The sequence below is a fragment of the Acuticoccus sp. I52.16.1 genome (assembly GCF_022865125.1).
Taxonomy (GTDB): Bacteria; Pseudomonadota; Alphaproteobacteria; order Rhizobiales; family Amorphaceae; genus Acuticoccus.
In genome coordinates this window covers 4,961,946-4,978,879 of record NZ_CP094828.1, presented here as the reverse complement: position 1 = coordinate 4,978,879, position 16,934 = coordinate 4,961,946, and the positions used below count along the sequence as shown (strand labels likewise).

The window sequence follows — 16,934 nt, the reverse complement described above, 5'->3', positions numbered from 1 at the left end:
ACCACACCAACGTTAAACGACAAATTCGGTTCCCATCGGGGTGATGTTCTCCATATACCCCCGAATGATTCGCGACGCAAGCGTCAGGCAAGGCTCGCCATGGATCAGCACGCCCGCCGTACGCGCGCGCTGAACAGCCGTTCGCCCCGGAGCGACACGAAATTTATCCTGTACTGGATGCAGCATAGTCAGCGGGCGGACGGCAATCCGGCGCTGGAACGCGCAGCATACTGGGCCAACACCTGCAAGTTGCCGCTGCTGGTCCTGTTCGTCGTCGACCCCGATTATCCGGACGCCAACCTGCGGCACTATACCTTCATGCTCCAGGGGCTGAAGGAAACGATGGCGGCCGTCGAACGGCGCGGCGCAGCCTTCTCGCTGCGCCTCGGCAAGCCAGCGGAGATCGCCGTCCAGGTGAGCTGCGAGGCCGCCGTCGTCGTCACGGACCGAGGATATCTGCGGCATCTGGTGGCCTGGCGGGCGCAACTCGCCGACGAGGCCCGCTGCCTCGTCGAGATGGTGGAGGGCGACGTCATCGTTCCCGTGGAGGAGGCGTCGAACCGGCAGGAAACTGCCGCGCGTACCTTCCGGCCGCGTGTCCACCGCGCCCTCCCCGCTTTTCTCGACCGTCCACAAGCCATGGCATTAAAGTGCAAGGCGGCGGGCCTCGGATCGAAGGCGGATCAGGCGCTGGACGATCCCGCCGCGTTCGCGCAAGCCCTCGGTTGCGACGCCTCGGTCGCCCCCGTGGGCGACATCGAAGGCGGCTCGAAGGCCGCCCGATCGCGCCTCGCATCGTTCTTGAAGGACGATCTTCCCAACTATGACGACGGCCGCGCCGACATGGTGCAACGTCACGTTTCCGTGATGAGCCCCTATCTGCACTTCGGTCAAATCTCGCCGCTGGAAATCTACCACGCCGTGAACGACGCCGAGGCCAAGGACGACAGCCGCGCCTCCTACGTGGAGGAAATGCTCGTCCGGCGTGAGCTCGCCGTCAATTTCGTGCATCACGAACGGAACTACGATTCCTTCGCCGCGATGCCGGCCTGGGCGCGGGAGACCCTCGAGGCGCACAAAGGCGATCCGCGCGAGCACACCTACACGCGCAAGGACCTCGAGGCCGGCAAGACGCACGATCCATATTGGAACGCTGCGATGCGCGAGATGCGGCTCACCGGCTACCTGCACAACCACATGCGGATGTACTGGGGCAAACGGCTGATCGCGATGACGAACACGCCGCGCACCGCCTACGAGACGGCGCTCGCCCTCAACAACAAATATTTCCTGGATGGTCGGGACGCCAACTCGTACGCCAACATCGGCTGGCTGTTCGGCCTGCACGACCGTGGTTGGCCCGAGCGGGACGTCTTCGGCAAGGTCCGCACGATGACCGCGAGCGGCCTGAAGCGGAAGTTCGACATCGACGCCTATGTCGCCTGGACCGAGCGCCTTTAGAGGCGCGGGCGCCTCCAAAGGTCGTCGAACACGTCGCCGGCCCCGTACGGCGGGGCCGCGAGATCAGACCGCGGAGGGCTGAACGCCGGCGCTGTCCTCTTCCGCCTCGCTCTCGCCGGACTGGAAGAAGAGCGCCTGGCTAACCACCGCCTTCACCGTGTCGGTCTCGAACGGCTTGGTGATGAGGAAGGCCGGCTCCGGCCGCTCGCCCGTCAGAAGCCGCTCCGGGTAGGCGGTGATGAAGATCACCGGCACCGTCATCGACTCGAGGATCTCGTTCACCGCGTCGAGGCCGGAGGAGCCGTCGGCGAGCTGGATGTCGGCCAGGACCAGGCCGGGACGGCGGGCGCGCACGGCCTCCACCGCTTCGGTATGGGTGCGGGCGATGCCGGCGACCTCGTGGCCCAGCCCCTCGACCAGCGCCTCGAGGTCCATCGCGATCATCGGCTCGTCTTCGATGATGAGGACGCTCGTGGCCACCTGCTCGGCGATGGACTGGCCCGCCTCGTCGATCAGGATGCGCACGCCGTTCATGTCGGTATCGAGGATCGCGGCGGCTTCCTGCAGCGAGAAGCCCTCCACCGTGGTCAACAGGAAGGCCTGCCGCGCGCGTGGGACCATCGCGTCGAGGCGCTTCTCGAAGACGGCGGTGCGGGCGGTGGTCTCGTGGTTGAGGTCGATCGAATCCCAGATCGAGATCAGGATGCGATAGAGCGCCACCCGCGCCGGGATGGTCTCATCGAACATGGAAGGATCTTCGACGAGTGCCTCGAGGGCGGCCTGGACATAGGCGTCCCCACTGGGTTGGCTGCCCGTGAGCGAACGAGCGAAGCGCCGCATATAAGGGATATGCGGCGCGATTTTCTTGGCAAGCGACATGACCATTCCTTGACGAGTTCGAACCCTGGCCCGCGTCGTCCGAACGCCTTGCGTGCACGACCCAATCACGCACCATGGCGCCGGAGGCGATTTGCGACCCAGAACCTATGGAACGAACGACGGGCCAAACCGTTCCGACAAGGTAGTCGTTCTAACGTCCGTCGCAATCGAATGTTCCAGCGCGCACTAGCCAGGAGACAGCGACGCGGTATGGAACCCAAGGATGGATGATGAATTGTGAAGGAATGCCCGACGGTGTGCAATGACTGAAGACGATAGGCCGGGCACCCCCCAGGACGAAGCCATGCAGTCGCTGATTGGAAAACAGTTGCGAAGTTTGTACGATTCCGTGTTGGTCGAGCCCATCCCCGACAAGCTGGTCGAGCTGTTGCTGAAGCTCGACGAGGTCGGCGGGGACAGCCCCTCCGGCGTCGACGACGGTGAGCACAAGGCCGCCACCGCCGGCAACGGCGAGGGTTCGAAGCCGCAATGAGCGTCAAGGAAGAGCTCATTCGTCAGATCCCCAACCTCCGCGCCTTTGCGGTCAGCCTCTGCGGCAACGCCGAGCGGGCCGACGATCTGGTGCAGGAAGCGTTGATGAAGGCCTGGGCCTCGATCGACATGTTCGAGGCCGGCACCAACATGCGCGCCTGGCTCTTCACCATCTTGCGCAACGTCTACTATTCCGACTTCCGCAAGAAGCGGCGCGAGGTGGAAGACGCGGACGGCAAGATGGCCGCCAACCTGTCGACCCATCCCGAGCAGATCGGCCATCTCGACATGGTGGACTTCCGTGAGGCGCTGGGGAAACTGGCCGCGGACCAGCGCGAAGCGTTGATCCTGGTGGGTGCCTCCGGCTTCTCCTACGACGAGGCGGCCGAGATCTGCGGCTGCGCCGTCGGCACGGTGAAGAGCCGTGTGAACCGTGCCCGCACCCGTCTCGCCGAGCTTCTGGCGCTGCAGTCCGGGGCCGACTATGGGCCCGACCACTACAGCCGCTCGGTCGTCGACGCGCGCAAGTTCTAAACCCGCCGCGCGCCCGGGCCGGCACCCTGCCGGGCCGCGCATGGCGGGAACGCGCACGACGATGCCGGGCGAACCCCGGCTCTCCCAGTCCCTGCTACGGCAATTCAGGTCGGGCGTCCCAGCTACGGCATCGCAGCTTCGGTATGGCAACGGTCGCGCGGTCGGTGGACGAGGCCCCTCGCCTCGCTCGACCGGCCGCGATTTCGTACCGGGCTACATCTTCACCTTGCAGTGGTCGCCCAGGGCCGGCTCCGGCGGCTTGGCCGTGGCGGTGAGAAGGTCGAGCGCGGCCATCAATTCCTCGCTCGCGTTGTCCCAGAACTCTGCCGTGTGCGGCCGCACCGCGATCAGCAACGCCTCCGGATCGGCCGAGCCCCCTTCGAACCACGCGTCGAACGCGGGGTTCCAATGGTCCTCGATCGTGCGCCGGTCGGTCGACAGCGTCGCTTCGCCGGAGACCGAGACGAACGTGTTCGTCGACGGATCGGCGTAGGAGAGGCACACCCGCGGATCGCGCCGCAGCTCGTCGTCCTTCTTGTCGGACCGGTTGGTGACGAACCAGATGGTCCCCGAGGCACGATCGGCGGAACCGACCATCGGCCGCGCCCGCAGGGCCGAGCCGTCATGGGTCGCCATCATGCAGGTCTCGATACGGCCGATTTCGCGCCAGACGTGTTCAACATCATCCTTTGACATGAGGTGCTCCAACATTCGAGCGGGAGCGTCGCACGCCCCAGCCGGGGCGGCACCGCGCGCTCTGTGTCAACACCAATCCAACAGAGCCCGCCCCGTTCCACATTGTTGGCCCCGCGCGACCACTTTGCCCCGACAAACCCGTCGCCTAAATCGGCGATAAATCAAATGCCGGTTTGGAGTTTTCGCCCCCGCGCGCACGGCGGTCCGCGTCCGTCGCCGGCGTTGCCTTCAGGCTAATGGGCGGCCGCGTCAGGACGCCTGCGCGAGGAGCGCGCGGTCGGGGCTGGCGAAGGGGACGATCCCCTCCAGCGGCAGCGTCATCTTGGCGATGAGGCCGTCGGGCGTGAAGGCGAGGTCGACGTCGGCCCGCAGGGCGCGGGCCAGGTTGCGCTCGATGACCGTCATGCCGAAGCCGCGCCGTGTCGGCTCGCTGACGGCCGGACCGCCGGTCTCCGTCCAGGTGAACGAGAGCACCTCCGTCTCGTCGACGGTCTCGACCGACCATGCGACGTCCAGCGTGCCGTTGGCATTGGCGAACGCACCATATTGCACCGCATTGGCGGCAAGCTCATGGATCGCCAAACCGAGGTTCTGCGACGCTTCCGGCGACAGGATCACCGGCGGTCCGCCGATCGCCACGCGCGAGGATTGCGGCGGGATGAACTGCGCCACCAGGACGCGCACGAGATCGCCGATGTCGACGCCGGCCCACTCATCCGCGACGATGAGGTCCTGCGCCGCCGACAGCGCCCGCAGCCGTGCGATCAGCGCCGGCACGAACGCCTCCACCGTGGCCGACTGGGTCGACGTCTGCCGCGCGATGGCGATCACCACGGTGAGGAGGTTCTTGGTGCGGTGCGTCAGCTCGCGCATCACGAGGCGCATCTGCTCCTCGTTGCGCTTGCGGTGGGTGATGTCGATCGAGGCGCAGGTGATGCCCAGCACCGTTCCGTCCGGCTTCAGGTTCGGCTCGATGTGGAGGTCGTACCAGCGCCGCTCCCCTGCCTCGCCGATGCCGATTTCGCCGGACAGCGGCCGCTTGGTCTCGATCACCCGGCGCTTCAGGCCCATGATCTGCCCGCGATCGGGCTCCGGGATCACCTCGTCGTCGGTCCGGCCGATGATCGAGCCGATCTGCGTCTCGTCGGAGTTGGCCCAGGTGTAGCGCAGCTCCGTGTCCTGGCTGAACACCATGATCTTCTCGGACCGCAGCGCCAGGTTGAAGCGTTGCAGCGTCTCCGCCAGACGGCGCGACAGGTCCGTGCGCATCATGTCCAGCCGTTTGGAGCGGGAGATGTCGATCGCGGTGCACACGAGGCCGGTCAGGCGGTTGTCTTCGTTGGAGATCGGCACGACGTCCATGCGGAACCAGGCCCGCTCGTCGTTGCCGGGAATCTCGATCTCGAATGTCTGCGTGGTGCCGGTCTGCAGCGCGCGCGTCTTATGGCCGACGACGAGCGCGCGCACCTGCTCGGGCAGGATCTCCTCGTCGGACTTGCCGACGATGTCTTCCGGGATGAGGAATGGGCGCGGGTTGATGACCCATTGGTAGCGCAGATCGAGGTCCTGGAAGAGGACGGTGATCTGCGAGTTGCGCGTGGCCAGCTCGAGATAGCGGTGCATCTCGCGCACGGAACGCAGCTTCTCGTGCTCGCGCTGGAGGATGCCCATGAGGCGTTTGTTGCGAGCCTCGGCGGCATGCGGCGTCTGGCCGGGGTTCTTCTCGGCGCGTCGCTCGGCCCGGAAGCCGGCGAAGCGGCGCCCGGCATAGACCAGCGCCAGGACGAGCCCGCCGCCGGCGGCCGCAGCGGTCGCCAGCGCCACGGCGAATTGCGTGCCGCTCGCCACCGCCGCGAAGTCCGTGACCCCCATCGTCGCCGGCAGCGCGACGGGAACGGTCTCGCCCCAGCCGACCAGATGCCACACCAGATCGCTCGACAGGAAGAGCACGCACGCGGCGAACGCCGAGATCAGGCGCGCGGTCGGTCCGCGGCCTACGATTGCAAAGATCGTCAGCGCGGCGATGGTGCCGAGCTGGGCGATTGCAATGGTAGTGGCGGCGTCAGCCGACCCGTTCATGCACCATGATCCCATTCATCCGGGCGTGGCGGCGCCTCACCCGGATTCCCTAGAGCCGGCATCCGCGGGCCGGAGCCCGCGAAAGTCTTAATCTGGTTATAATCCCATCTAGAGCCGGGCGATCCACGCGTCGACTGCCTCGCGCGCTTCTTCCTTGTTTTTGCCGTAGCGTTCCTGAATTTTCCCTTCCAGCCGCAGCCGATCGCCGGCCACCTGGTCGACATCGTCGTTGGTGAGTTCGCCCCACTCGGTCTGGGCGCGACCGGCGAGCTGTTTCCACTGACCCTGGATCTGGTCCCAATTCATGACTGGCTCCTCTGACGTTGATGGTCGTGGTCAGAAAACGGGCAACCTCGGTAAATGTTGCATCGAATCCTATGCTGCGTCGTCACGGCGGCCCGCCGCAGGCCGCAGACCGGCTCTCCGCGCCCCGAAACCCTCTCATTTTCCGGCAAAATGCTGTGCGGCGGCTGACCGTCGACGGTCACACCCGCGAGGCACGTCCGACCGTGTCCGCCACGTAGGCGCCCCGGCGACCGACCGGCTGGTCCGGGCCGACGGTGGTGTCCACCATCGTCTGGTGCTCCACCTCCGCGGCCAGCTCCGCCCCCAGCAGTAGGATGTAGATGGAGATGTAGAACCAGAACATCAGCGCGATCACGGTTCCGAGAGACCCGTACATCGCCGCATAGTCGGCGATGTTGGACAGGTACCACGAGAGCAAGGTGGACGCGGCGAGCCAGCCCAGCGACACCGTCACCGCTCCCACCGAGATCCACCGCCAGCGCGCCGCGCGCCGGCTCGGCCCCAGCCGGAAGATCGTCGCCGCGGCGATCGACACCATGACGAAGAGCGCCGGCGCCGTGACCCGCCGGCCGCCATAGTCGAGCCCGCCGTCGTCGCCGCCGAACACCAGCGGCACCACGACGATCGCGCCGATCATCAAGATGCCGACGAGGAGCGCCGCCAGCGTCACCCCGAAAGCCTTGAGGTAGAGGGTAATGGTGCCGCGCTTCTCCACCTCCCCGTAGGCGATGTTCATGGCACCGAAGAGCGCGATCACCGCGTTGTTCATCGACCAGAGAGAGATGCCCAGGCTGAGCAGAAAGGTCAGCGTCAACCCGTTCTCCTGCGCCTTCGACACGCGGCCGATCTCGTGCGCGATCCATTCGATCGCCTGGTCGGGCAGGTAGCCGTGCAGGAAGGAGACGTGCGTCTCCAGCGTGAGCGAGGAGGTGGTGATGCCGTAGAAGGTGACCACCGCGATCATCGCCGGGATCAGCGCCAGGAACACGTAGAAGGTCACCCCGGCGGTGATGAGCCCCAGGTTGTCGATCGAGACACGCTCGACCACCCGCACCAGGATGTCGCACCAGCCCCGCCAACCGATCTGGAACGGGTTGTGCGCCGCTCGCCCCCGCAGCCGCTCATGATAAGGCAGCTTACTCGGCGGAACGGATTTGCGCCGCCCGGGCTCCTGATTGAGAGAGGTCAGTCGCGAGGAAGCATCCACGCCGGGTCCTTTTTTTGCCGAACACGTCAGGTTGAGACGAACGTTGCTCCAGGTCGACGCGTTGTTGCTCAGGGTCGACGCGTGCCGCGTAGACCTAACCGACCCCGCGCCCGTACGGAAGGAGCCGCACGCTTGTCCGCAGACGACCAAACCCCCGCCGCCGAGGATCAGTTCATCGCCAAAATCCCGGTCCATGTGGGATCGGGCGTGAAGGCCCCGCTCGTCATTCTTGCAACTCTCGCCGTCCTGGCCGCCTTCGACTATGCCGAAAGCCTGATCCTGCCGGTGGTTCTGGCCTTCGTCATCTCGTTGACGCTGACGCCGATCAACCTGTGGCTACAGCGGCGCATCTGGCCGGGTCTGTCTGCCTTCATCCTCGTCTCGGCGGTGACGTTGGCACTCGCGATCGCCGCCCTGACGCTCGCCCAGCCGATCGCCAGCTACATCAACGACGCGCCGTCCATCGGCCGCGAGCTGAAGGCGCGGCTCGCACAGCTGCGCGAACCGGTCGCCACGATCACCGAGGCGAGCAAGGAGGTCGAGGAGATCACCAAGGCGACGTCGGACCCGATGGTGCGCGAGGTGGTGATGCGCCAGCCGGGGCTGCTCAACCGCGCCGCCTCCAACATCGGCAACATCGCCTCGACCCTCGTGGTCGCCATCGCCCTCACCTACTTCCTGCTGGTCACCAACCGGCTGATCTACGAGAAGATCGTCCACGCCTCGCCCAAGCTGTCGGACAAGAAGCGCTCTCTGATGGTGGTGAACAACATCGTCACCACGGTATCGAAATACCTGTTGACGATCACTGTCATCAACGCCGGCTTCGGTCTGTCGATCGCCTGCGTGATGTTCCTGCTGGGGATGCCGAGTCCGGCACTGTGGGGGCTGGCGGCGTTCCTGCTGAACTATCTGCCGTTCGTGGGCTCGCTCGTGGGCACCGGGTCGGGCGTCCTCATCGGGCTCCTGACCTATCAGGATCCGATCTGGGCCATCGCACCGGGGCTCGCCTACTTCGCGATCACCACCATCGAGGGCCATTTCATCACGCCGAGCGTCCTTGGACAGCGGCTGGAGTTGAACCCGGTCGCCATCTTGTTGTCGATCGCCTTGTGGGGGTTCATCTGGGGGGTGGCGGGCGTGATCCTGGCCGTTCCCATCCTCATCATCGTGAAGGTGATGAGCGACAATATCCCCGAGATGCAGCTCTTCGGCACGTTCCTGTCGGGTGCGACGAACCTCGCCGAAGAGGAAGACGCGAAACCGGAGATGGAGATCCCGCGCCTGCCTTGAGGCGGGAGATCACCGCTCCGCAAAGGTGGCGCCGCAACCGGGGCGCCCCCCGCGGCGCTGGACCGCCGGATCCCGTCGAGGATCCGGTCGGTCCGGCCACGACCTTCTCAGGTCGCAGCGTTACGCGTTGAGGGCGTCCTTCAGCGGCTTGCCCGGCTTGAATTTCGGGACCTTCGCCGCCTTGATCGTGATGGGCTCCTTCGTCTGAGGGTTGCGACCCTGCGACTCGGGGCGGTCCGTCACGCTGAACACACCGAAGTTGGTGATGCGGACTTCATCGCCAGATTTCATCGCACCGATGATGGCGTTGAACGTGGCGTCGACGGCCTTGGCGGCGGCCTTGGCGTCGATGCCGGCTTGCTCCGCCACCTCGGCGGCGAGTTCGGCTTTCTTCATTCCGTCTCTCCTTTTGCGGATGACCGGGTCACCCTGTCATCATCGTCCCCATACGACTAGACGATTCCGATGAAAAGGCCCCTGTTTCCCTGGGAATTTGAGCTTCAAACCTTACGAAAATGCCAAAAGTGATGCCCGAGGACGCGAGCCGGTCCTCCAAGCGCAACATTTTTCAAGAAATCCCGACTCGAAATGCGACCGCACCGGGGCGCGGCCGAATCGAGCCGCGCAGATTCGCTGGCGATTCGCCGAAACGGCCAGGCAGCATCCAAAACAACATTGCGGCACTTTCAAGGTCTTTCACCGGTGAATTCATGGCATTCCCCGGTTTGTCTTTCGCTGTTCCTTCAGCCCCGTCGCGGCCCCCGTGGCGGGCGGATCCGCGTCGGTCCGTCGCACGGCCATAGGCCAAGCGCGCGGGCCGAATCGAGCCGAAAAACGCAAAAGAGGCGGGGTTTCCCCCGCCTCTTTCCGTTTCGATCAGCCGTGGGGCTCAGCCGCCCCGCTTCGCGACGGCCTCAGTGGGCGCGAAAGGTGGCCTCGTCGTCCTCCGCCGTCCCCTTGCGGGGATCGTCGGCGTACTCCGGCTCGGTCCACTCGATGGGCTCGGGCATTCGCACCAGGGCACGCTGCAGCACCTCGTCTACCCGCGACACCGGCACGATCTCCAGCGCGTTCTTCACGTTGTCCGGAATGTCCGCCAGGTCCTTGGCGTTCTCTTCCGGGATCAGAACGGTGGTGATACCGCCGCGCAGAGCCGCCAGCAGCTTCTCCTTCAGACCGCCGATCGGCAGCACCCGGCCACGCAGCGTGATCTCCCCCGTCATCGCCACGTTGCGACGAATCGGGATGCCGGTCAGCACCGAGACCACCGCGGTGGCCATGGCGATACCGGCGGACGGGCCGTCCTTCGGCGTCGCACCCTCCGGCACGTGGACGTGGATGTCGCGCCGGTCGAACATCGGCGGGGCGACGCCGACGTCGAGCGCGCGGCTGCGCACGTAGCTGGCCGCGGCCGAGATCGACTCCTTCATGACGTCACGAAGGTTGCCGGTCACGGTCATCTTGCCCTTGCCGGGCATCATGAGACCCTCGATCGTGAGCAGTTCGCCGCCGACCTCGGTCCAGGCGAGACCCGTCGCGACGCCGACCTGGTCCTCCAGCTCGGCCTGGCCGTAGCGGTGCCGCGGCGGGCCGAGATAGGCCTCCACCTTGTCGACGTCGACCTCGATCGACTTCGTCTCGCCCTTGGAGGTGAGGATCTCCTTCACCGCCTTACGGGCCAGGGTGGCGATCTCGCGCTCCAGGTTGCGCACGCCCGATTCGCGCGTGTAGCGGCGGATCAGGTGGCGCAGCGCCTCGTCGTCGATGGCAAATTCACCCGCCTTCAGGCCATGGTCGGACACCGACTTGGAGATCAGGTGGCGACGCGCGATCTCCACTTTCTCGTCCTCGGTGTAGCCGGCGATGCGTATCACCTCCATCCGGTCCATCAAGGGGCCGGGGATGTTCAGCGTGTTGGCCGTCGTCACGAACATCACCGACGAGAGGTCGTACTCGACCTCCAGATAGTGGTCCATGAAGTTGGCGTTCTGCTCCGGATCCAGCACCTCGAGGAGGGCCGACGAGGGATCGCCGCGGAAGTCCATGCCCATCTTGTCGATCTCGTCGAGCAGGAAGAGCGGATTGGATTTCTTGGCCTTCTTCATCGACTGGATGATCTTGCCCGGCAGCGAGCCGATGTAGGTCCGGCGGTGTCCGCGGATCTCGGCCTCGTCCCGCACGCCGCCCAGCGAGATGCGCACGAACTCGCGTCCGGTCGCCTTGGCGATGGACTTGGCGAGCGACGTCTTGCCCACGCCCGGCGGGCCGACGAGGCACAAAATCGGCCCCTTCAGCTTGTTGGCGCGTGCCTGCACGGCCAGGTACTCGATGATCCGCTCCTTGACCTTCTCCAGGCCATGGTGGTCGACGTCGAGGATCTGCTGCGCGTTGTCGAGGTCGTTCTTGACCTTGGAGGGCTTCTTCCAGGGGATCGACAGCAGCCAGTCGAGGTAGTTGCGCACCACCGTCGCCTCGGCCGACATCGGCGACATCTGCCGCAGCTTCTTCAGCTCGGCGTCCGCCTTCTCCCGTGCTTCCTTCGAGAGCTTGGTGGCCTTGATGCGCTCTTCCAGCTCGGCCAGCTCGTCCTTGCCGTCCTCGCCGTCACCCAGCTCCTTCTGGATCGCGCGCATCTGCTCGTTGAGATAGTACTCGCGCTGCGTCTTCTCCATCTGGCGCTTGACGCGGCTGCGGATCCGCTTCTCGACCTGCAGGACCGAGATCTCGCCGTTCATGATCCCGAGCACCTTCTCGAAGCGCTCGATGACGGACGCGGTCCCCAGGATCTCCTGCTTGACCGGGATCTTCACGACCAGGTGCGAGGCGACCGTGTCGGCGAGCTTAGCGTGGTCCTCGATCTGGCCGACCGCGGAGATGACCTCGGGCGAGATCTTCTTGTTGAGCTTGACGTAGTTCTCGAACTCCGAAACCACGGAGCGCGACAGGGCCTGCGCCTCGGTCTCGTCGTAGGTGGGCTCTGCGACCTCGGCGGCCTCGGCCTCGAAGAAGTCGGCGCGGTCGGTGAACGTCTCGATCTCGGCGCGCGCAGTGCCTTCGACCAGGACCTTCACGGTCCCGTCCGGGAGCTTGAGGAGCTGCAGCACGGTCGCCAGCGTGCCGATCGTGAACAGGCGCTCGGGCTTGGGATCGTCGTCCCCCGCCTCGCGCTGGGTCACCAGCAGGATCTGATTGTCCGCACGCATGACTTCCTCAAGCGCGCGGATGGACTTCTCGCGACCCACGAAGAGCGGCACGACCATGTGCGGGAACACCACGATGTCCCGCAGCGGCAGAACCGGGTAAGTGCCCGAGGCCCCGTTCGGCCCGGTGTCGCGATTGTCGTCCGACTTTGCCATGAACTGTCCTTTCAGCTTGGCCCGAGCTCGCCACATCATGCACGAGTCGAGCCACCGTCCACCGTACACAACCGACTTTCTCGGCCCCCGCCCACGACTATCGTCGAGCGGTGCGGCAATGGACGTTGGGGATGCACCATCGCATCTCTGGCGACGAGGTGGCCCTCTGATGAGCCGACTTCAAGACTTGACCGAGGCTGGCCTCGTCCCACCACCGGCGACGGGTGGGCGTTGACCGTACCCTGGACCCCACACGTCGGGGCGCGACTCCAACCGCCTCGAAAAGCGACGGAAACGCCCCTGCCACTCGCGCCGCATCGGCGAAGGTGGGTCGGCTGCACCCGACCCCCTCCGACGCGGCGTCCCCGGTAGGCGAGAAAAGCACATCTACAGGGTGCAGACAATACCGGGTGGCGCGTTTACGTTGTTGCGTGCCAGCGTCACCCCAGCGCACGGGTGTCGGAGCCGAGGAGGGCCTGCGACGCCCCTTGAGGATGCGGGGCGCGCGATCAGGCCGACGTGCGCGAGGGCTCCGAGGCGCGATCGTCGTAGATGTAGAGCGGACGGGCGGTGCCGCCGATGACCTCGTCGGAGATGACGACTTCGCGCACACCGTCGAGGCCTGGAAGCTCGTACATGGTGTCGAGCAGGATCGCCTCGAGGATCGAGCGAAGGCCGCGGGCGCCGGTCTTGCGCTCGATCGCCTTGCGGGAGATCGCCTTCAACGCGTCGGCGTGGAAGGTCAGCTCGACGCCCTCCATCTCGAAGAGGCGCTGATACTGCTTGACCAGCGCGTTCTTCGGCTCGGACAGGATCTGCACCAGGGCCGGCTCGTCGAGGTCCTCGAGGGTCGCCAGGACCGGCAGGCGGCCGACGAACTCGGGGATGAGGCCGAACTTCAGCAGGTCCTCCGGCTCCACCTCGCGGAAGAGCTCGCCGATCTTGCGGTCTTCGGCGCCGAACACCTGGGCGTTGAAGCCGATCGACGTGCCGCGGCCACGGTCGGAGATGATCTTGTCGAGCCCGGCGAAGGCACCGCCGCAGATGAAGAGGATGTTGGTGGTGTCCACCTGCAGGAACTCCTGCTGGGGATGCTTGCGCCCGCCCTGCGGCGGGACGGAGGCCACCGTGCCCTCCATGATCTTCAGCAGGGCCTGCTGCACGCCCTCGCCCGACACGTCGCGGGTGATGGACGGGTTGTCGGACTTGCGCGAGATCTTGTCGACCTCGTCGATGTAGACGATGCCGCGCTGGGCCCGCTCGACGTTGTAGTCGGCCGACTGAAGCAGCTTGAGGATGATGTTCTCGACGTCTTCGCCGACGTAGCCGGCCTCGGTCAGCGTCGTGGCGTCGGCCATGGTGAAGGGAACGTCCAGGATGCGGGCGAGCGTCTGCGCCAGCAGCGTCTTGCCGCAACCGGTCGGGCCGATCAGCAGTATGTTCGACTTCGCCAGCTCGACGTCGTTCTGCTTGGAGGCGTGGGAGAGGCGCTTGTAGTGGTTGTGGACGGCGACGGAGAGGACCTTCTTGGCCGCCTGCTGGCCGATCACGTAGTCGTCCAGCACCTTGCGGATCTCGAGCGGGGTCGGGATGCCGTCGCGCGACTTCACCAGCGAGGACTTGTTCTCCTCCCGGATGATGTCCATGCACAGCTCGACGCACTCGTCGCAGATGAAGACGGTCGGCCCGGCGATGAGCTTGCGCACCTCATGCTGGCTCTTGCCGCAGAACGAGCAATAGAGGGTGTTCTTCCCGTCGCCGCTGGTCGCTTTGCTCATCAACTCACCCTTTCGTCGCCCGATCGACCGCACATCTCGGGAATTCGCCACCGATGGAGGGAGCCGGCTGGCGCCGATCGCCTCGCATCCATATTGGGGCGGCCTCGATCCCGATGCAAACCCCCGTCACGGGATAGTCAACCGTCCCATGCGTTACCAAACATAAAAACCGACCGCCTGTCGCGGGCGGTTTTCGTCCCGATCCGCGACGATCCGTCCCCGGCCATACCAGCTAGCCGGCAAACGATACCGCCGCAGACGGCTTGCACGTAGACGTTGTAGCAGCTTTAAACGTCGAGCGCAGCCCGGCTTTCGATCACGCGGTCGATAATCCCGAATTCCTTGGCGAGGTCCGGGGTCATGTAGTGATCGCGCTCCAGGGTCTTCTCGATCTTGTCGAGTTCCTGGCCGCTGTGCTTGCGGTAGATCTCGTTCAGCCGGCGCTTCAGAGCCAGGATTTCGTTGGCCTGGAGCTGGATGTCGGCCGCCGTGCCGCGGAAACCGCCCGAGGGCTGATGCACCATGATCCGCGCGTTCGGCAGCGAGAAGCGCATGTCCTTCTCGCCCGCGGCGAGCAGCAGCGCACCCATCGAGGCCGACTGGCCGATGCACAGGGTCGAGATCGTCGGCCGCACGAACTGCATCGTGTCGTAGATGGCCAGACCCGAGGTGACGATGCCGCCCGGCGAGTTGATGTAGAGCGAGATCTCCTTGTTCGGATTGTCGGCCTCCAGATAGAGGAGCTGGGCGCAGACCAAGGTCGCCACCGTGTCCTCGATGGGACCGGTGATGAAAATGATCCGCTCCGACAACAAGCGCGAGAAGATGTCGTACGCACGCTCGCCGCGGTTCGTCTGCTCGACGACCATCGGAACGAGCGTCGACATATAAAAGTCTACAGGGTCTTTCATGCGCGCGGCCTAATGATCGTGGTGGTGGTGATCGTGGTCATGATCATGGTGGTGATGATCATGGTCGTGATCATGCGCATGATCGTGATCGTGCTCGTCGTCCTCACCCTTCAGAAGCTCCTCCTTGGACACCGGGACGGTGTTCACGGTGGCGAGCTCCAGGATGTAGTCGACGACCTTGTCCTCGAAGATCGGCGCGCGCAGGCTGGCGATGGCCTGCGGGTTCTGGCGGTAGTAGTCCAGCACCTGACGCTCCTGGCCGGGGAACTGCTGCATGCGCTGCTGAAGCGCCTGCTGCACCTCCTCGTCGGTCACCTGCACCTCGGCCTTCGAGCCGATCTCCGACAGGAGAAGCCCCAGCCGCACGCGGCGCTCGGCGATCTTCTGGTAGTCGGCGCGGGTCTTGGCCTCCGAGCCGTCGGCATCCTCGGCGAGCGCGGCGTCGAAGGTCTCGCCCTTCTGCGCCATCTCCTGCTCGACCTGGCGCCAGATCGCGTCGAACTCGGTGTCGACCAGCTTCTGCGGCAGCGTGAAGGCGAAGCGCTCGTCCAACGCGTCGAGCAGGGCGCGCTTGACCTTGGCGCGGCTGGCCTGGTCATAGGAGGACTGCATCTGGCCCTTCATGGCCTCGCGCAGCTTCTCGAGGTTCTCCATGCCGAGCTTCTCGGCGAAGGCGTCGTCGAGGGTCGTCTCCTTCGGCGCGGCGACTTCCTGCACCGTCACGTCGAAGACGGCTTCCTTGCCGGCGAGATGGGTCGCGCCGTAGTCCTCCGGGAAGGTCACGGTGACGGTGGTCGCCTGCCCGGCCGTGGTGCCGTTCAGCTGCTCTTCGAAGCCGGGGATGAAACGGCCCTGACCGATGACGATGTCGATCCCTTCGGCCGATCCGCCCTCGAAGGGCTCGCCGTCGATCTTGCCGACGAAGTCGATCTTCAGGCGGTCGGCGTCCTGGGCGGCTCGCTCGACGGCGTCGTAGTCCTTGTAGTTCTCGGCAAGCTTGGTCAGCTCGGCGTCGAGCTCGTCGGCCGGGACCTCGTAGGTCGGCTTCTCGACGGTGATCTGGTCGAGCCCGGTGACTTCGATCTCCGGCAGGACCTCGTACTTCACGGCGAAGGACAGGTCGCTCTTGCCCTCCATCACGTCGGTCATCGCGGTCTCGTCGACGTCGACGTCCGGCTGCAGCGCGGGCTTCTCGTCGCGCTGCTCGACGGCGCCGCGGATCGATTCGGTCATCACTTCATTGATGACCTCGGCCATCGCGGAGCGGCCGTACATCTTCTTCAGGTGCGCCATGGGCACCTTGCCCGGGCGAAATCCCTTCAGTCGAACCTTCTGACGCATATCGTCGAGGTAGGCATTCAGACGAGCGTCGAGGGTCGCTGCGGGAACCGTCACTTTGAGTTCCCGCGCCAGACCCTCTGCACGGGTTTCCGTCACATCCATCGGGTTCACTTTCCGCAGCACCAATAAAAACGTTGTCGGGGAGGACGCTCCATGTCGCCCCGGGAAGCACCGGTGTCAATGCCGTTCGGTGCCATCGAGCCCGGCAAATCCAGCGCGGCGCCCGTCGGCGGGCCGAGCGCGGCGGCCACCCGGCCGCCCAGCACCTCCCGCCGCTCCTTTACGATGGAGCGCGCACCCACGGCAATCCACCCCCCGCCGATCGCCGAAACGTACACGAGCCCCGACCGATAGACGCGGCCGTTAGATAAAGCCGTGCTGACGAGCGCGCCACGCACAGGCATCAGACCCCGCGCCCCAGCAGGCCGAAGGCCGGTAGCGCACGCACCCGCGCTCATGCAGGCCGAAGGCCGGTAGCGCACGAAAAAACCAATCCACAGGATTGGTGCGGGTGGAGGGACTCGAACCCCCACACCTTGCGGCGCCAGAACCTAAATCTGGTGCGTCTACCAGTTCCGCCACACCCGCGCGCGGCTCACCT

15 protein-coding genes and 1 tRNA gene are annotated in these 16,934 nt (G+C 65.5%); 4 read left to right on the top strand and 12 right to left on the bottom strand.

The features are described 5' to 3' along the window. The first annotated feature begins 99 nt into the window (after positions 1-99). The gene (locus tag MRB58_RS22240) at positions 100-1,461 is read left to right on the top strand and encodes a deoxyribodipyrimidine photo-lyase (RefSeq protein ID WP_244779291.1); all 1,362 of its coding nucleotides are present in this window, start codon (positions 100-102) and stop codon (positions 1,459-1,461) included. A gap of 63 nt (positions 1,462-1,524) precedes the next feature. Here MRB58_RS22240 and MRB58_RS22235 read toward each other — a convergent pair whose 3' ends face one another. Next, positions 1,525-2,340: a response regulator gene (locus tag MRB58_RS22235; protein ID WP_244779290.1), complete on the bottom strand. Its 816-nt coding sequence runs from the start codon at positions 2,338-2,340 to the stop codon at positions 1,525-1,527. 304 nt (positions 2,341-2,644) lie between these two features. On the opposite strand from MRB58_RS22235, the gene MRB58_RS22230 reads away from it, so the two are divergent. Together MRB58_RS22230 and MRB58_RS22225 are read left to right on the top strand one after the other, a co-directional pair. Next, the gene (locus tag MRB58_RS22230) at positions 2,645-2,833 is read left to right on the top strand and encodes a NepR family anti-sigma factor (protein WP_244779289.1); all 189 of its coding nucleotides are present in this window, start codon (positions 2,645-2,647) and stop codon (positions 2,831-2,833) included. Beyond that, positions 2,830-3,366 (top strand): sigma-70 family RNA polymerase sigma factor, encoded by a 537-nt coding sequence (locus MRB58_RS22225; protein WP_244779288.1) that lies wholly within the window; start codon positions 2,830-2,832, stop codon positions 3,364-3,366. The genes MRB58_RS22230 and MRB58_RS22225 overlap by 4 nt, the downstream gene beginning before the upstream one ends. 213 nt (positions 3,367-3,579) lie before the next feature. On the opposite strand, the gene MRB58_RS22220 is transcribed toward MRB58_RS22225, so the two are convergent. The 4 genes from MRB58_RS22220 to MRB58_RS22205 all read right to left on the bottom strand — a co-directional run bounded on the left by MRB58_RS22220 (position 3,580) and on the right by MRB58_RS22205 (position 7,654). Further along, positions 3,580-4,062: a pyridoxamine 5'-phosphate oxidase family protein gene (locus MRB58_RS22220; RefSeq protein ID WP_256461692.1), complete on the bottom strand. Its 483-nt coding sequence runs from the start codon at positions 4,060-4,062 to the stop codon at positions 3,580-3,582. Between the two features lie 249 nt (positions 4,063-4,311). Beyond that, complete coding sequence (locus MRB58_RS22215) at positions 4,312-6,141, bottom strand: PAS domain-containing protein (protein ID WP_244779286.1); 1,830 nt, start codon at positions 6,139-6,141, stop codon at positions 4,312-4,314. A 108-nt stretch (positions 6,142-6,249) separates the two neighbouring features. After that, on the bottom strand, positions 6,250-6,447 hold the full coding sequence (locus MRB58_RS22210; RefSeq protein WP_244779285.1) for a CsbD family protein: 198 nt from the start codon (positions 6,445-6,447) through the stop codon (positions 6,250-6,252). A 178-nt stretch (positions 6,448-6,625) separates the two neighbouring features. Further along, positions 6,626-7,654, bottom strand: a complete 1,029-nt coding sequence (locus MRB58_RS22205; protein WP_244779283.1) for a YihY/virulence factor BrkB family protein — start codon at positions 7,652-7,654, stop codon at positions 6,626-6,628. Between the two features lie 132 nt (positions 7,655-7,786). Here MRB58_RS22205 and MRB58_RS22200 point away from each other — a divergent pair, with 132 nt between their 5' ends. Beyond that, the gene (locus tag MRB58_RS22200; protein WP_244779281.1) at positions 7,787-8,947 is read left to right on the top strand and encodes an AI-2E family transporter; all 1,161 of its coding nucleotides are present in this window, start codon (positions 7,787-7,789) and stop codon (positions 8,945-8,947) included. Between the two features lie 120 nt (positions 8,948-9,067). Here MRB58_RS22200 and MRB58_RS22195 read toward each other — a convergent pair whose 3' ends face one another. The 7 genes from MRB58_RS22195 to MRB58_RS22165 all read right to left on the bottom strand — a co-directional run bounded on the left by MRB58_RS22195 (position 9,068) and on the right by MRB58_RS22165 (position 16,921). Beyond that, positions 9,068-9,343 (bottom strand): HU family DNA-binding protein, encoded by a 276-nt coding sequence (locus tag MRB58_RS22195; protein ID WP_244779280.1) that lies wholly within the window; start codon positions 9,341-9,343, stop codon positions 9,068-9,070. 518 nt (positions 9,344-9,861) lie between these two features. Next, positions 9,862-12,303 carry an endopeptidase La gene (lon, locus tag MRB58_RS22190; RefSeq protein ID WP_244779279.1) on the bottom strand — a complete coding sequence of 814 codons (2,442 nt, stop codon included), beginning with the start codon at positions 12,301-12,303 and terminating at the stop codon, positions 9,862-9,864. A 509-nt stretch (positions 12,304-12,812) separates the two neighbouring features. Continuing rightward, complete coding sequence (gene clpX / locus MRB58_RS22185) at positions 12,813-14,081, bottom strand: ATP-dependent Clp protease ATP-binding subunit ClpX (RefSeq protein ID WP_244779278.1); 1,269 nt, start codon at positions 14,079-14,081, stop codon at positions 12,813-12,815. 287 nt (positions 14,082-14,368) lie between these two features. After that, positions 14,369-14,992, bottom strand: coding sequence for an ATP-dependent Clp protease proteolytic subunit (locus tag MRB58_RS22180; protein ID WP_244779277.1), 624 nt, complete (start codon positions 14,990-14,992; stop codon positions 14,369-14,371). 9 nt (positions 14,993-15,001) lie between these two features. Next, on the bottom strand, positions 15,002-16,435 hold the full coding sequence (gene tig / locus MRB58_RS22175) for a trigger factor (RefSeq protein ID WP_244779276.1): 1,434 nt from the start codon (positions 16,433-16,435) through the stop codon (positions 15,002-15,004). A 5-nt stretch (positions 16,436-16,440) separates the two neighbouring features. Continuing rightward, complete coding sequence (locus MRB58_RS22170) at positions 16,441-16,737, bottom strand: hypothetical protein (RefSeq protein ID WP_244779275.1); 297 nt, start codon at positions 16,735-16,737, stop codon at positions 16,441-16,443. Between the two features lie 99 nt (positions 16,738-16,836). Then, a tRNA-Leu gene (locus tag MRB58_RS22165) sits at positions 16,837-16,921 on the bottom strand. Between the last annotated feature and the right edge of the window lie 13 nt (positions 16,922-16,934).

Bases quoted from the DNA above. Each gene is read 5' to 3' on its own strand.
- lon (WP_244779279.1), bottom strand. From the start codon at position 12,303: ATGGCAAAGTCGGACGACAATCGCGACACCGGGCCGAACGGGGCCTCG.
- MRB58_RS22230 (WP_244779289.1), top strand. From the start codon at position 2,645: ATGCAGTCGCTGATTGGAAAACAGTTGCGAAGTTTGTACGATTCCGTG.
- MRB58_RS22240 (WP_244779291.1), top strand. From the start codon at position 100: ATGGATCAGCACGCCCGCCGTACGCGCGCGCTGAACAGCCGTTCGCCC.
- tig (WP_244779276.1), bottom strand. From the start codon at position 16,435: ATGGATGTGACGGAAACCCGTGCAGAGGGTCTGGCGCGGGAACTCAAA.
- MRB58_RS22180 (WP_244779277.1), bottom strand. From the start codon at position 14,992: ATGAAAGACCCTGTAGACTTTTATATGTCGACGCTCGTTCCGATGGTC.
- MRB58_RS22210 (WP_244779285.1), bottom strand. From the start codon at position 6,447: ATGAATTGGGACCAGATCCAGGGTCAGTGGAAACAGCTCGCCGGTCGC.
- MRB58_RS22220 (WP_256461692.1), bottom strand. From the start codon at position 4,062: ATGTCAAAGGATGATGTTGAACACGTCTGGCGCGAAATCGGCCGTATC.
- clpX (WP_244779278.1), bottom strand. From the start codon at position 14,081: ATGAGCAAAGCGACCAGCGGCGACGGGAAGAACACCCTCTATTGCTCG.
- MRB58_RS22195 (WP_244779280.1), bottom strand. From the start codon at position 9,343: ATGAAGAAAGCCGAACTCGCCGCCGAGGTGGCGGAGCAAGCCGGCATC.
- MRB58_RS22170 (WP_244779275.1), bottom strand. From the start codon at position 16,737: ATGCCTGTGCGTGGCGCGCTCGTCAGCACGGCTTTATCTAACGGCCGC.
- MRB58_RS22235 (WP_244779290.1), bottom strand. From the start codon at position 2,340: ATGTCGCTTGCCAAGAAAATCGCGCCGCATATCCCTTATATGCGGCGC.
- MRB58_RS22215 (WP_244779286.1), bottom strand. From the start codon at position 6,141: ATGAACGGGTCGGCTGACGCCGCCACTACCATTGCAATCGCCCAGCTC.
- MRB58_RS22225 (WP_244779288.1), top strand. From the start codon at position 2,830: ATGAGCGTCAAGGAAGAGCTCATTCGTCAGATCCCCAACCTCCGCGCC.